The organism is Blattabacterium sp. DPU (assembly GCF_011290385.1).
Taxonomy (GTDB): domain Bacteria; phylum Bacteroidota; class Bacteroidia; order Flavobacteriales; family Blattabacteriaceae; genus Blattabacterium.
Window position 1 is genome coordinate 485136 of the sequence record NZ_CP049785.1, and the last position, 13909, is coordinate 499044.

Annotated in this window: 15 protein-coding genes and 1 tRNA gene; 11 read left to right on the plus strand and 5 right to left on the minus strand. The window is 25.3% G+C overall.

From position 1 onward, the window contains the following. Positions 1-12: 12 nt before the first annotated feature. The 3 genes from G9C01_RS02390 to trpA are packed head-to-tail and all read left to right on the plus strand — an operon-like array spanning position 13 to position 2598. Positions 13-639, plus strand: coding sequence for a phosphoribosylanthranilate isomerase (locus G9C01_RS02390; protein WP_166265961.1), 627 nt, complete (start codon positions 13-15; stop codon positions 637-639). Beyond that, positions 636-1838, plus strand: a complete 1203-nt coding sequence (gene trpB, locus G9C01_RS02395) for a tryptophan synthase subunit beta (protein ID WP_166265964.1) — start codon at positions 636-638, stop codon at positions 1836-1838. Before G9C01_RS02390 ends, trpB begins: the two co-directional genes overlap by 4 nt. After that, complete coding sequence (trpA, locus tag G9C01_RS02400) at positions 1822-2598, plus strand: tryptophan synthase subunit alpha (protein ID WP_166265968.1); 777 nt, start codon at positions 1822-1824, stop codon at positions 2596-2598. Before trpB ends, trpA begins: the two co-directional genes overlap by 17 nt. Here trpA and G9C01_RS02405 read toward each other — a convergent pair. From G9C01_RS02405 to G9C01_RS02420, 4 genes are all read right to left on the minus strand, one after another. After that, the gene (locus tag G9C01_RS02405) at positions 2582-3238 is read right to left on the minus strand and encodes a YggS family pyridoxal phosphate-dependent enzyme (protein ID WP_166265971.1); all 657 of its coding nucleotides are present in this window, start codon (positions 3236-3238) and stop codon (positions 2582-2584) included. The two genes, trpA and G9C01_RS02405, sit on opposite strands and share 17 nt — an antisense overlap. Then, positions 3238-4302 carry a 3-phosphoserine/phosphohydroxythreonine transaminase gene (serC, locus tag G9C01_RS02410; protein WP_166265974.1) on the minus strand — a complete coding sequence of 355 codons (1065 nt, stop codon included), beginning with the start codon at positions 4300-4302 and terminating at the stop codon, positions 3238-3240. The genes G9C01_RS02405 and serC overlap by 1 nt, the downstream gene beginning before the upstream one ends. A gap of 75 nt (positions 4303-4377) precedes the next feature. After that, a complete protein-coding gene (gene tilS / locus G9C01_RS02415; protein ID WP_166265977.1) occupies positions 4378-5709 on the minus strand; it encodes a tRNA lysidine(34) synthetase TilS in 1332 nt (443 codons plus the stop codon). 7 nt (positions 5710-5716) lie between these two features. After that, positions 5717-6241, minus strand: coding sequence for a shikimate kinase (locus G9C01_RS02420; protein WP_166265980.1), 525 nt, complete (start codon positions 6239-6241; stop codon positions 5717-5719). Positions 6242-6296: 55 nt separating this feature from the next. On the opposite strand from G9C01_RS02420, the gene G9C01_RS02425 reads away from it, so the two are divergent. Further along, positions 6297-6369, plus strand: a tRNA-Lys gene (locus tag G9C01_RS02425). Positions 6370-6388: 19 nt separating this feature from the next. Here the strand turns inward: G9C01_RS02425 and G9C01_RS02430 are convergent. Beyond that, positions 6389-7150: an exodeoxyribonuclease III gene (locus G9C01_RS02430; protein ID WP_166265983.1), complete on the minus strand. Its 762-nt coding sequence runs from the start codon at positions 7148-7150 to the stop codon at positions 6389-6391. Positions 7151-7322: 172 nt separating this feature from the next. On the opposite strand from G9C01_RS02430, the gene hisG reads away from it, so the two are divergent. The 7 genes from hisG to hisF are packed head-to-tail and all read left to right on the plus strand — an operon-like array spanning position 7323 to position 13907. Further along, complete coding sequence (gene hisG / locus G9C01_RS02435; protein WP_166265986.1) at positions 7323-8180, plus strand: ATP phosphoribosyltransferase; 858 nt, start codon at positions 7323-7325, stop codon at positions 8178-8180. 9 nt (positions 8181-8189) lie between these two features. Then, on the plus strand, positions 8190-9488 hold the full coding sequence (hisD, locus tag G9C01_RS02440) for a histidinol dehydrogenase (RefSeq protein WP_166266427.1): 1299 nt from the start codon (positions 8190-8192) through the stop codon (positions 9486-9488). Between the two features lie 19 nt (positions 9489-9507). Then, positions 9508-10584: a histidinol-phosphate transaminase gene (gene hisC, locus G9C01_RS02445; RefSeq protein ID WP_207573358.1), complete on the plus strand. Its 1077-nt coding sequence runs from the start codon at positions 9508-9510 to the stop codon at positions 10582-10584. Between the two features lie 7 nt (positions 10585-10591). Then, positions 10592-11758 (plus strand): bifunctional histidinol-phosphatase/imidazoleglycerol-phosphate dehydratase HisB, encoded by a 1167-nt coding sequence (hisB, locus tag G9C01_RS02450; protein ID WP_166265991.1) that lies wholly within the window; start codon positions 10592-10594, stop codon positions 11756-11758. A 24-nt stretch (positions 11759-11782) separates the two neighbouring features. Further along, positions 11783-12373, plus strand: a complete 591-nt coding sequence (gene hisH, locus G9C01_RS02455; RefSeq protein ID WP_166265994.1) for an imidazole glycerol phosphate synthase subunit HisH — start codon at positions 11783-11785, stop codon at positions 12371-12373. 14 nt (positions 12374-12387) lie between these two features. Further along, complete coding sequence (gene hisA / locus G9C01_RS02460; protein ID WP_166266430.1) at positions 12388-13134, plus strand: 1-(5-phosphoribosyl)-5-[(5-phosphoribosylamino)methylideneamino]imidazole-4-carboxamide isomerase; 747 nt, start codon at positions 12388-12390, stop codon at positions 13132-13134. Then, positions 13128-13907 (plus strand): imidazole glycerol phosphate synthase subunit HisF, encoded by a 780-nt coding sequence (gene hisF, locus G9C01_RS02465; RefSeq protein WP_166265996.1) that lies wholly within the window; start codon positions 13128-13130, stop codon positions 13905-13907. Before hisA ends, hisF begins: the two co-directional genes overlap by 7 nt. The last annotated feature ends 2 nt before the right edge of the window (positions 13908-13909 follow it).

The following is a 13909-nucleotide window of genomic DNA, read 5'->3' on the forward strand; positions in this document are numbered from 1 at the left end:
TTAATAAATATGATGAAATCTAGATCATTAAAAATAAAAGTATGTGGAATAAAACTTGATCTACAAAAAATTTTTGATTCTTTTCCCGATTTTGTCGGTTTTATATTTTATCCTAATTCTCCTAGATTTGTCGGTTTCGATTTTGTTATCCCAAAATTTGAAAAAAAAATATCGAAAATAGGTGTTTTTGTAAACGAATCAGAAAAAAACATATTTAAAATAAAAGAAAAAAATAAATTAGACTTTATTCAATTACATGGAACAGAAAGTTCTGTGTTTTGTGAAAAACTATTCAAAAAAGGATTAAAATTAATTAAGGCTTTTAGAATCGATGATTTATTCTCCTTTGAAAAAATTACAGATTATATTCCTTTTTGTACTTATTTTTTATTTGATAGTAATACAATTTATTATGGAGGAAGCGGTAAAAAATTTTGTTGGAAAAAACTTCATGAATACACTTTTCAAGTTCCATTTTTTTTAAGTGGAGGAATAGGAATACAAGATTTCGATCAAATCAAAAATTTTTCACATTCTAAAATGTTTGGAATAGATATTAATAGCAAATTTGAAATTTTTCCAGGAAAAAAAGACATCATAAAATTAAATTCCTTTATAAAAAAAATAAAAGAACTATGAAATATTTTGTAGATAAAAATGGATATTATGGAGAATTTGGAGGAGCTTTTATTCCTGAAATGTTACATTACAACATCATAGAAATAGAACATAAATATAAAGAACTTATCACAAGTGATGAATATCAGAAATTGTATAAAAAATTACTAAAAAATTATGTAGGAAGACCTACTCCTTTATATTTTTGTAAAAAATATTCTGATCAATATAATGCTAGAATTTATCTTAAAAGAGAAGATCTCAATTATACAGGATCACATAAAATTAATAATGCTATAGGTCAAGCTTTATTGGCTAAAAAACTAGAAAAAAAAAAAGTTATAGCAGAAACAGGTGCAGGACAACATGGAGTTGCTACAGCTACTATTTGTGCATTAATGCATTTAGAATGTATAATTTTTATGGGAGAAAAAGATATACAACGTCAGTATAGTAATGTCATCAGAATGAAATCTCTTGGGGCAGAAGTGAATCCAGTTTTAAGTGGAGATAAAACACTAAAAGATGCGGTAAATGAAGCTATCCGTTATTGGATAAATCATCCAGAAAGTTATTATTTAATGGGGTCTACAGTAGGTCCTCATCCTTATCCTCAAATGGTAGCAGATATTCAATCTATTATTAGTGAGGAAATTAAAACACAATTGAGAAAAATTGAGGGTCATCCTGATCCAAATTATGTAATAGCTTGCATAGGGGGAGGAAGTAATGCGGCAGGATCTTTCTATCATTTTTTGGATAATGATTCTGTAACCCTTGTAGCTGTAGAAGCGGCTGGATTAGGTCTTACAACCAAAAAAACAGCGGCGTCTATTCATTGTGGTACTAAAGGAATATTGCATGGAAGTATGACATTTGTTTTACAAGATAAAGATGGCCAAGTTATTCCTGCTTATTCTATATCTCCGGGATTAGACTATCCAGGAATTGGACCAATGTTTGCCAATCTTTTTGTAAAAAAACGTGTAAATTTTTTGTCTTCTACAGATGAAGAAGCTTTACTAGCGGGGTATGAATTAACTCGATTAGAAGGAATCATTCCTGCTTTAGAAAGTGCTCATGCATTAGCTGCATTAAAAAAAATTCCTTTTCAAAAAGAAGATGTAGTAGTGATCACTTTGTCTGGAAGAGGAGATAAAGATATTAATGTTTACAATAAATTTTTTTTAAAATTATCAAATAATGAATCAAATACATAATTTATTTAAAAATAAAAACAAAAACATATTATGCATTTATTTCACAGCTGGATTTCCTTACTTAAATAGCACAGAGGAAATAATAAAAATATTACAGGATCTTCCTGTAGACCTAATTGAAATAGGAATTCCTTATTCTGATCCTTTATCAGATGGAATGATTATACAAAAAAGTAATCAAATTGCATTGAGCAATGGAATGAATATTTCGTTATTATTTGATCAAATAGAAAAAATTAAAGAAAAAATAAAAATTCCTATTATTCTTATGGGATATTATAATCAATTTTATCAATTTAGAGAAAATAAATTTTTAAAAAACTGCAAAAAATCAGGTATTTCCGGATTAATTTTACCAGATCTTCCAGTTGACATATTTTTACAAAAATATCAAAACATATTTAAAAAATATTTTTTATCTATGATATTTTTAATTACTCCAAAAACTAATTCTTCTAGAATATCTATGTTAAGTAAAATTAGTGATGGATTTTTGTATATAGTATCTTCTAGTTCTACTACAGGTAGTAGTAATTCTTTCGGAGAGGAACAAATATCGTTTTTTAAACGTATCAAAAAATTATCTTTAGATATTCCAAAATTAATTGGTTTTGGAATAAAGGATAAAAAAACTTTTGATTTAGCATGTAAATATGCTAATGGAGGAATTATTGGAAGTTCTTTTATTCAATCTTTGGATAAAGATAAACTGAAAAAAAGTATTATAAAATATATAAAATCTATTATTTTCGACTACTAAAAATAACATTACCTAATCGAATAATTGTACTTTCATATTTTATAGCTATATTATAATCTCTGCTCATTCCCATAGAAAGTATATAATGTCCATACTTATTTTTATATTCATTGTATATATTACGCAAATATGAAAATTCATTATGAACTTTTATCAAGTCTTGAAAAGATGCCATTCCCATTAATCCTATTATTTTAACATTTTTCATTTCTTTGTACTCTTCATTTTCCAAAATTTGGGAAGCTTCTTGATAAGTGATTCCGGATTTATTTTTATCATTACTAATTTTTATTTGCAAAAGACAATTTATAATTTTACGATGTTTAAATGCTATTTTATTTATAATATTAATTTGTTTTATATTTTGAACACTATGAATTAAATGAATAAAAGGAATTATATATTTTAATTTATTATTTTGGATTCTTCCAATCATATGCCATCGAATATCTTTGGGTAATTTTTTATATTTTGTGACCATTTCTTGAATATAATTTTCACCAAAATCTCTATGTCCTATTTTATATAATTTTTCTATGGAAAAAATATCCTGATTTTTAGAAACAGCTAAAATTTTTACATCTTTTGGAATTTTATTTCTTATACTAAAAAATCTATTTTCTATTATGCAATTATTCATTACGAAAATTTTCTTTCGAATTCTTTCATGATTTCAATGAGAAATTGAACACTTTCATTAGAAAGTGCATTATATATGCTAGCACGATATCCTCCTAAATATCTATGACCATCTAATCCTACAATATTTTCTTTTTTCCACATTTTATTGAATTTTTTTTCTAAATTCTTATTTTTTAAAAAAAAGGAAACATTCATATTAGAACGATTTTCTTTATGTATTTTATTTTCAAATAAATTATTTTGATCGATTTCATCATATAATAATTTAGCTTTATGTTGGTTTTTTTTTTCTAAAATAGAAAGACCCCCCTGATTTTCTATCCATTCTAAAGTCAACATAGAATTATAAATAGAAAAAACGTTTGGAGTATTTAAAATACTGTTATTTTGGATATGGATTTTATAATCCATATAAGAAGGAATATTTTTTTTAAGTTTTCCTAAAATATCTTTTTTTAGAATTACAATAGTCATTCCTGCAGAACTTACATTTTTTTGTGCTGAAGCATAGATTAAACTAAATTGATCAAAATCTAATTTTCTGCTAAAAATATCTGAAGACATATCACAGACTATTGGAACAGATGTTTTAGGAAATATTTTCATTTGTGTTCCAACTATTGTATTGTTAGATGTGCAATGAAAATAATCCATATCATATGGAATATGATAATTTTTTGATATATATGTATAGTTGTTTTTTCTTCCGGAAAATAAAATTTTTACTTTTCCTAATTTTTTAGCTTCCTTAATAGCATTATAAGCCCAAAATCCTGTATCTAAATAAGCCGCTTTTTTATGCATTAAATTATATGGAACCATTGAAAATTGTAAAGTAGCTCCTCCTTGAAGAAATAAAATAGCATATTCATCGTTCAAATTCATAATACGTTTTACTAAACAAGTAGTTTTTTCTATGATTTCTAAAAAATCTTGACTTCTATGAGATATTTCAAGTAAAGATAATCCAGTATCATTAAAATTAATTACAGATTGAGCTGATTTTCTAACAACCTCTTTCGGTAGAACAGAAGGGCCTGCATTGAAATTGTGTATTTTCATAAATAGAACAACTAATTCTTTTCAAAATTAAAAAAAATACTAATTGTAATTGTAAAAAGAACATATAATAATACATTATATTTTTATGCCTAATATTTTTTTTGTATTTTTCGTAATCTTGAATCTATCATCTAAACGATTTCCTATAATTAAAATAATATATCCATTTCCATTAATTAATAACCATGTATGTTCTTTATCCAAAAGAGAGAATTTTTTTTCTTTATAATATTTGCTTAATTTTTTTTTCCCTTTCATTTTAAAAGGATAAAAAAAATCTCCTTTTCTCCATGTTCTTAATAATAATGGAAATTGAATTTTATCAAAATCCATTAAAAACATATTTTTAATACTTTTTTTTTCTGGATTTGAAAAAAATTTTATATCTACAGGTAATAACATATTTTTTACAACTTCTAGATCTGGAATCAGATAAGTTTTATTTTTATTTTTTGATAAAAATTGATGAGAAACTAAAATCCAATCATTTCTGTTTTTAATAATGCGGTAATTTTGGGATTTAAGTTGTTTACCAGATTGTGCATCAATAAGAGTTTTTAGTCCATTTATATCATTAAATCCATATGGATAAAATAATTTAAACAAATAAAAAGATAAAGGATGTAATTTTTTTATTTGTTTACATTCTATTTTCCAAAAAAATGGATAATCTTTTTTTTCTATCGTAATTTCTTGACAAATTTCTTCTATTTTTTTTTCTATTATAAGATTTTCATTATGAAGATAACTTATGGTTTTTTTTAATCCTTTGTGAAAAGAAAATGAAAATGTAGATAAAACTGAACGAATTTTATTTCTTAAATATTTAAGATCTTGATTACTGCGGTCCAATCTCCATTTTACATTTTTTATTTTTGCACAATGTAAAATTTCTTCTTTAGTAAAATCAGAAAGAGGACGAATAAATTTTTTATTCTTTTTAGGAATCCCTAATAAACCTTTAATTCCAGTTCCTCTAAAAACATTTATAAAAAAAGTTTCTATAGAATCATCAAAATGATGTCCTAATACTAGGTATTCATATGAATTTATTTTCAATAATTTTGAAAACCAATCATATCTAAGTTTTCTAGCAGCCATTTGTATAGATAATTTATGTTTTTTAGCAAAATTTAAAGTATCAAATTTTTTTACATGACATATTATATTTTTTTTATAACAAAAATTTTTGACAAAAATTTCATCTTCATTAGATTCTTCATCTCTTAAAGAAAAATTACAATGTGCAACTTCTGATTCTATTTCTGGAATATCAAGAAATAAATTGATAAGTAGCATACTATCTAATCCTCCACTTACAGCTACACATACTTTTTTTTTTTGTTCAAATGAAAAATATTTTTTTATTTTATCTATAAAAAAATGATGATATGATATTTTTTTCATAATTTTTTCAATTGCAACTACAACGAACAGACAAAACAATTTCTTGAACTATATCGTATTTGGATTTTCCGCATACATTTATTTTTTTTAAAGATTTTTCATAGAAATATGATCGTTTTAATAAATGTTTAATAATAAATAGAAATAATTCATTTTTAGATAATTTAGAAATTAAAGGTCTTGTTTCTTTTTCCAAAAACAATCTCTTAAATAAAATATAACTATCCATTTTTAAATAAAATGTATTTGAATATTTATTTAGCAAATAAATATTGTTATAAAAACAAGGAGTACCCCCTCCAACTGATAAAACGTACTTATTTTTCTGTTTTAAAATTTTTTTTAATAAAGCATGTTCTTTCTTTCTAAAATAAAGTTCCCCCTCTTTATTAAAAAGATTATAAATAGAATCCTTATTATTTTCAACAATAAGAGCATCCAAATCATAAAAATCTAAATTTAATTCTTTAGAAAGCATTTTTCCTATAGTGGTTTTTCCACTTCCCATGTATCCAATTAAAGTGATTTTCATAAAAACATAAAATTATAGTATATTTGCTTCAACTAATAACTATTTGAATATAAACGACCTGATAGCTCAGCTGGTAGAGCATTACACTTTTAATGTAAGGGTCCTGGGTTCGAATCCCAGTCAGGTCATTTCATTTTTAATAAATAATTAAAAAATTTCTAAAACGACTGGACAATGATCGGAATACTTTACTTCTGGCATGAGATAAGCATCTTTTATTTCCTTTTTTAAAGAATCACTAACCATAGCATAATCAATTCTCCATCCTTTATTATTTTTTCTAGCATTATAACGGTAATTCCACCAACTGTAATGATGTGCTTCTTGAATAAAATTCCTAAAACTATCTATAAATCCTAAATTTAAAAAATGAGTCATCCATTTTCTTTCTTCTGGTAAAAAACCTGATAATTTTTGATTTTGAATAGGATTATAAATATCTATTTCATGATGACAAATATTATAATCTCCACAAATGATAAGATTATTCAATTTATTTTTTATTTTTTTTATATGTGACATAAAATTTTTCATAAAAAAAAATTTAAAATTCAATCTTTTCATCATATCATTTCCTGATGGAATATAAAGACTCATGATTGAAAAATTTTTCAAATCTAAACGTAACACTCTCCCTTCTTCATCTATAGAATTTAATCCTATTCCGTATTCTATGTGAATAGGTTTTTTTTTGCACAAAATACCTACTCCACTATATCCTTTCTTTTTTGAAGAAAACCAATAATGATTATAACCTAAACTATCAAAAATTTTTGTATTTATTTGCTCTGGAAAAGCTTTTATTTCCTGTAAACATAAAATATCTGGATGATGAATTTCTATCCAATTAGATAATCCTTTACGAATTCCAGATCGGATCCCATTTATATTCAAACTAATAATTTTCATTATTTTAAATTTTAATTACAAAAAATAGACTATTTTCAAAAAATAATTATAAAATATTAAAAATAGTTTTTATATTTGCCGTGATGCATTAAAATGCATTAATTTGATTTACTAAAACTAAAATAAAAAGCTTACAAGAGTAAGCTTTTATTATTTTTTCCTGTATTGGATTATGGATAAACTGAAAATAGCAATTCAAAAATCGGGACGTCTTTATGACGATTCTATAAAATTATTAAAAGATTGCAGCATTGAAATTAATATTGGAATAGATAAGTTAAAAACAACGGCTCTTAATTTTCCATTAGAAATACTTTTTCTTAGAGATGATGATATTCCTCAATATTTAGAAGATGGAGTCGCTGATATAGGAATTGTTGGGAAAAATGTTCTTTTAGAAAAAAGAAAAAAAATAATAATTAAAGAAACTTTAGGATTTGGAAAATGTAGACTATCCATAGCTGTTCCTAAATCTTTATATTACAATAATATTAACGATTTGAATGGAAAACGTATCGCAACAAGTTATCCTTTTTTAGTAAAAGAATTTTTTAAAAAAAGATATATAAATGCAGATATTCACGAAATATCTGGTGCAGTAGAAATAGCTCCTGGAATAGGTTTAGCTGACTGTATTTGTGATTTAGTCAGTAGTGGATCAACTCTTTTTATGAACGGATTAAAAGAAGTTGAAACAGTTCTTCAATCTGAAGCAGTATTAGCTTCAAACTTACATTTAGGCTCTCCACAAAATATCATAATGGAAAAATTATTATTTCGAATTAGAGCGGTAAAAAAAGCTAAAAATAATAAATACATTTTGTTAAATGTTCACAATGAAAAACTAGAAAAAATAATATCTTATCTTCCAGGAATTAAAAGTCCCGTCATTTTACCTCTAGCTAATTCAGAATGTAGTTCTGTCCATTCTGTAGTTAATGAAAACGATTTTTGGGGAATAATAGAAAATTTAAAAGCACTTGGAGCTCAAGATATATTAGTGCTTCCTATAGAAAAAATTATATTGTAAAAAATATGTATTATGATTCAAGTATATGTTCATCCTACATACGAAACATGGAAATCTATTTCAAATAGAACATCACAAAATATTTTTCATTTAAAAAAATTAGTCTCTCCTATTATCGATAATGTTAAAATTTATGGAGATATAGCTTTAAAAGCTTATACAAGAAAATATGATCATGCAGATATAAAACAAATTCAAATCACAGAAAAAGATTTTGATCAAGCTAATACAAAAATTTCAGATCAATTAAAAAAATCGATTGAAATTGCGTATCAGAATATAAAATCTTTTCATAAAAAACAAATACATGAAGAATTTCCAATAGAAATTGGAAAAGGAATTTTTTGTTGGAGAAAAATCGTTCCAATTGAAAAAATTGGTTTTTACATACCAGGCGGTTCTGCTCCTTTATTATCTACTGTATTAATGTTAGGAGTTCCTGGTAAATTATCAGGATGTAAAAATATTATACTATGTACTCCCCCAAATAAAAATGGAGAAATTCACCCCGCAATTTTATATACAGCTAAATATGTAGGAATTACACGTATATATAAAGTAGGAGGAGCACAAGCTATTGCCGCTATGGCTTATGGAACAGAAAGCATTCCTTCTGTATACAAAATATTTGGCCCCGGAAATTCTTACGTGACGATAGCTAAACAAATTGTATCTCAAAAAGGAATAGTATCTATAGATATGCCTGCTGGACCTTCAGAAATAGCAATTATGGCTGATGATACAGCAAATCCAAAATATATTGCCGCTGATTTATTATCTCAATCAGAACATGATCCAGAAAGTTATATTCTTTTGGTAACTATAAATAATCCTTCTTGGATAGAAGAAGTAAAAAAAGAATTAAAAAGACAATTTTTATCTTTTTATAAAAAACAAAATATTATAGAAAAATCTTTAAAAAATAGTAAAATAATTGTTTTGACTTCTTTAGAAGAATGTTTGACTCTAATCAATGAAGTTGCTCCAGAACATTTTGTTATAAATTGCAAAAATGCTTCTTATTGGGGGCAAAAAGTAATTAATGCTGGATCTGTTTTTTTAGGAAATTATTCTCCAGTGAGTGCAGGAGATTATGCTTCTGGAACTAATCATGTACTTCCTACTTATGGTTATGCAAAATCTTATAGCGGAGTATCTATTGATAGTTTTGTAAGAAAAATAACTTTTCAAAAAATATCTAAAAAAGGATTGAAAAATCTATCAGAATGTATAAATGTTTTGTCTTTTGAAGAAGGATTAATCGCACATCAAAAATCTATTAATATTCGATTAAAAAATGAGTTTTAAACATCAGTACATGAATAACATGAATAAGTTTAATTTGAGTTCACTTATTAGAGATAATATTTTAAATCTTGATCCTTATATATCTGCTAGGACAGAACATCATAAAGAAAAAAATTCTATTTTTCTAGATGCTAATGAAAATTCTTTTGGTTCTCCTTTATCTTTTTTAAATTCTTATAATAGATACCCGGATCCTTTACAGAAAGAATTAAAAGAAAAAATATCAGATCTAAAAAATGTATCTCCTTCCCAAGTATTTTTAGGGAATGGAAGTGATGAAATCATTGATTTAATATATCGTATTTTTTCTCGTCCCAAAATAGATCATTCCATCATTTTTCCTCCTACTTATGGTATGTATGAAGTAAGTGGAAATATTCATGAAGTAGATGTAATTAAAATTTTTCTTACAGAAGAAAATTATCAATTAGACTTAAAAAAAATAGAAAAAATTGTAAATACGCATAGTAAAATTATTTTTATTTGTTCTCCAAATAACCCTACAGGAAATGATATTAATAGAGAAGATATAGAAAATATAATAAAAAAATTTACAGGAATTGTTGTTTTAGACGAGGCATATATTGATTTTTCAAATCAAAAATCTTTATCAAAAGAAATTGATAAATATCCAAATTTAATCATATTACAAACTCTTTCTAAATCTTGGGGGTTAGCGGGGTTAAGAATAGGAATAGCTATTGCTTCTGAAGCGATTATTCAATGGATGAATAAAGTTAAACATCCATATAATATCAATCTGATTTCTCAAAAAATAGCTATTAAAGCTTTGGAAAATAAAGATTTATTTTTTTTTCATTTAAAAAATATTCTTTCAGAAAGAGAATATATGCAAGAATCTCTAAAAAAAATTTCAATTATAAAAAAAGTATATCCTAGTTCTGCTAATTTTTTATTAGCCAAAATAAATTTTTCTTCAAAAAATCTTTATCAATATCTAATGAAAAAAAAAATCGTTGTTAGAGATCGTTCAAAAATCATTTTATGTAAAAATTGTTTAAGAATTACAATAGGAACTCATGAAGAGAATGAGTATTTAATAAATCAGATTCAAGAATACTCCACTAAAAAATAAAAATGTAATGAGAAAAATATTGTTCATTGACAGAGATGGCACTATTATACAAGAATGTCCTACTACTTATCAAATTGATTCTATTGATAAAATCAATTTTTATCCAAAAGTTATATTTTTTTTGTCAAAAATTGTGCAAGAATTGAATTACGATTTAGTGATGATAACTAATCAAGATGGATTGGGTACGGATCGATTTCCTGATAATATTTTTTGGCCGATACATAATCATATATTAAATATTTTAAAAACTGAGGGGATTAATTTTATTTCTGTCCATATAGATAAAACTTTTCCAGAAGAGAAATCACCCAATAGAAAACCCGGTATAGGAATGTTAAAAAATTATTTAAAATCAGATTTGTACAATATTTCTGAATCTTTTGTTATTGGAGATAGATTAACAGATGTTTTGTTGGCTAAAAATTTAGGATGCAAATCTATATGGATAAGAAATAATCATTCTTATAAAAATTTAACAAAAGAAGAAAAAAATTACTATGATAATATAGATGAAAAAGATCTAAAAGAAATAACATCTTTAAAAACTGATAATTGGGAAAAAATTTATGAATATTTATCATCAATCACAACGAAAAAATTTGTTTTTCAACGAAAAACATTAGAAACAAGTGTAAAAATTACCATTTTTCTTTATGGAAAAGGAAGATCTCATATTCAAACAGGACTTGGATTTTTTGATCATCTTCTCCAACAAATGGCATTTCATAGTTCAATAGATTTAAATATTCAAACAAAAGGAGATCTATACGTAGATGATCATCATACTATAGAAGATACTGGTATTACTTTAGGAGAAATTTTTAATCAAGCTTTAGAAAATAAAATAGGAATAGAACGTTATGGATTTTATTCTCTTCCTATGGATGAAAGTTTGGCTACAATAGCATTAGATCTTGGAGGAAGAAGTCAATTTTTTTGGAAGGTAAAATTCTTAAGGGAAAAAATAGGGAAAGTTTCTACTGAAATGTTTTTCCATTTTTTTAAATCCTTTTCTTTATCCGCAAAATGTAATTTACATATTCATGCTATAGGAAAAAATGATCATCATAAAATAGAATCTATTTTTAAATGTTTTGGAAGAGCTATTAAAATGGCTATACAAAAAAATTCTTTTGCTAAAAAAATACCTAGTACTAAAGGTATTTTGTAAAAAATATAAAATATTTTTTTTATCATGAAAACAATTATTATAAAATATCCTGCAGGAAATGTACAATCGGTTCTTTTTTCTTTAGAAAGAATAGGAGTACAAGCTACAGTAACAGATTCTAAAGAATCGATACAAAATGCAGAAAAAATTATTTTACCTGGAGTTGGAGAAGCTAATTGTGCTATGAAATATTTAAAAGAAAAAAAATTGGATTTACTTTTATCTAAATTAAAACAACCTGTATTGGGTATATGTTTGGGAATGCAATTACTTTGTAATTTTTCAGAGGAAAGTAGCACTACATGCATAGGAATTTTTGATTTATTAGTAAAAAAGTTTCAATCTAACGATAAAAAAGATAAAGTACCTCAAATAGGTTGGAATACAATTCACAAATTAAAAGGATCTTTATTTGAAAATATACCAGATGGTAGTTATCAATATTTTGTTCATAGTTATTATGTTCCTTTAGGAAAATATACAACTGCAAAAACGGAATATATAGTCAATTATAGTGCTGCATTACAAAAAAATAATTTTTATGCTGTACAGTTTCATCCTGAAAAATCTTCTTATGTGGGACATAAAATATTAGAAAATTTTATTAGATTATAAATAAATTTATGAAAATGGATATAATAGTAGCTATAGATTTGATTGATGGTAAATGTGTTCGTTTAATACAAGGTGATTTTGAAAGGAAAAAAATTTATCATAAAAATCCTCTAGAAATAGCTCTTATATTGGAAAATCATGGAATATCTAGACTACATTTAGTAGATTTAGATGGAGCAAAAAAAGGAAAAGTAGTTCATTGGAAAATTTTAGAGAATATTGCAAAACATACACATTTAATCATAGACTTTGGAGGAGGACTTCATTCTGAAGAGGATATACGTACTGTATTTGAAAATGGAGGGCATATGGCTACTGTAGGAAGTATTGCTGTTAAAAAACCTTTTCTATTAAAAAAATGGATTTATACTTATGGAGGAGATAAAATATTATTAGGGGTAGATGTTAAAGATAATAAAATAGCAACTAATGGATGGACTAAATTTAGTGATTATCCATTTTTAGATTTTTTACAAGAAAAAAGTAATCATGGAGTTAAAAAAGTTTTTTGCACAGATATATCTAGAGATGGAGTGTTATCAGGGCCTTCTTTTCTTTTATATAAAAAAATTATTGAAAAATTTCCAAATATTGAGTTTATCGCAAGTGGAGGAATTAGTAATATGGATGATGTAGATCAATTATTTAATTTAGGTTGTAGTGGAGTCATTATTGGAAAAGCTGTATATGAAAATAAAATATCATTATCTGATCTTAAAGATTGGATAAGAAAAAAAAATAATAATAAATCAATATGTTAGCTAAACGTATTATTCCTTGTTTGGACATTAAAAATGGAAGAACCGTAAAAGGAATAAATTTTAAACATTTAAAAGATGCAGGAGATCCAATACAATTAGCTTATTGGTATACAAAACAAGGAGCAGATGAACTAATATTTTTAGATATCACAGCTACAAATGAAAAACGTAAAACATTAATTAGTTTAGTCAAAGATATATCCCGTCATATTAATATTCCTTTTACAGTTGGAGGAGGAGTTAGAGAGGAAAAAGATGTAGAACTATTGTTAAATGCAGGGGCAGATAAAATATCGATTAATACTGCAGCTTTTAAAAACCCAAATCTTTTAGAAAATCTTTCTAAAAGATTTGGAAGTCAATGTGTTGTTTTGGCTATTGATACTAAATATGAAGGGGATGGATGGTGGGTATATTTAAATGGAGGAAGAATTTCTACTCATACTAAAGCCCTAGATTGGGCTAAGGAAGGAATTAGTAGAGGAGCTGGAGAGATTTTATTAACTTCAATGAATCATGATGGAACAAAAAATGGATTTGCATTAGATATTACCAGGAAAATATCCGAAAATATTTTTACTCCGGTAATTGCTTCAGGTGGAGCTGGAAAATTAGAAGATTTTTATAAAATATTTGAAAAAGGAAAAGCAGATGCTGCATTAGCTGCTAGTATATTTCACTATAGGGAAATAAAAATTCCAAAATTAAAATGTTATTTAAATCAACTTTATATACCTGTAAGAACTACAATAGTAGAAAATATGAACATATAAAC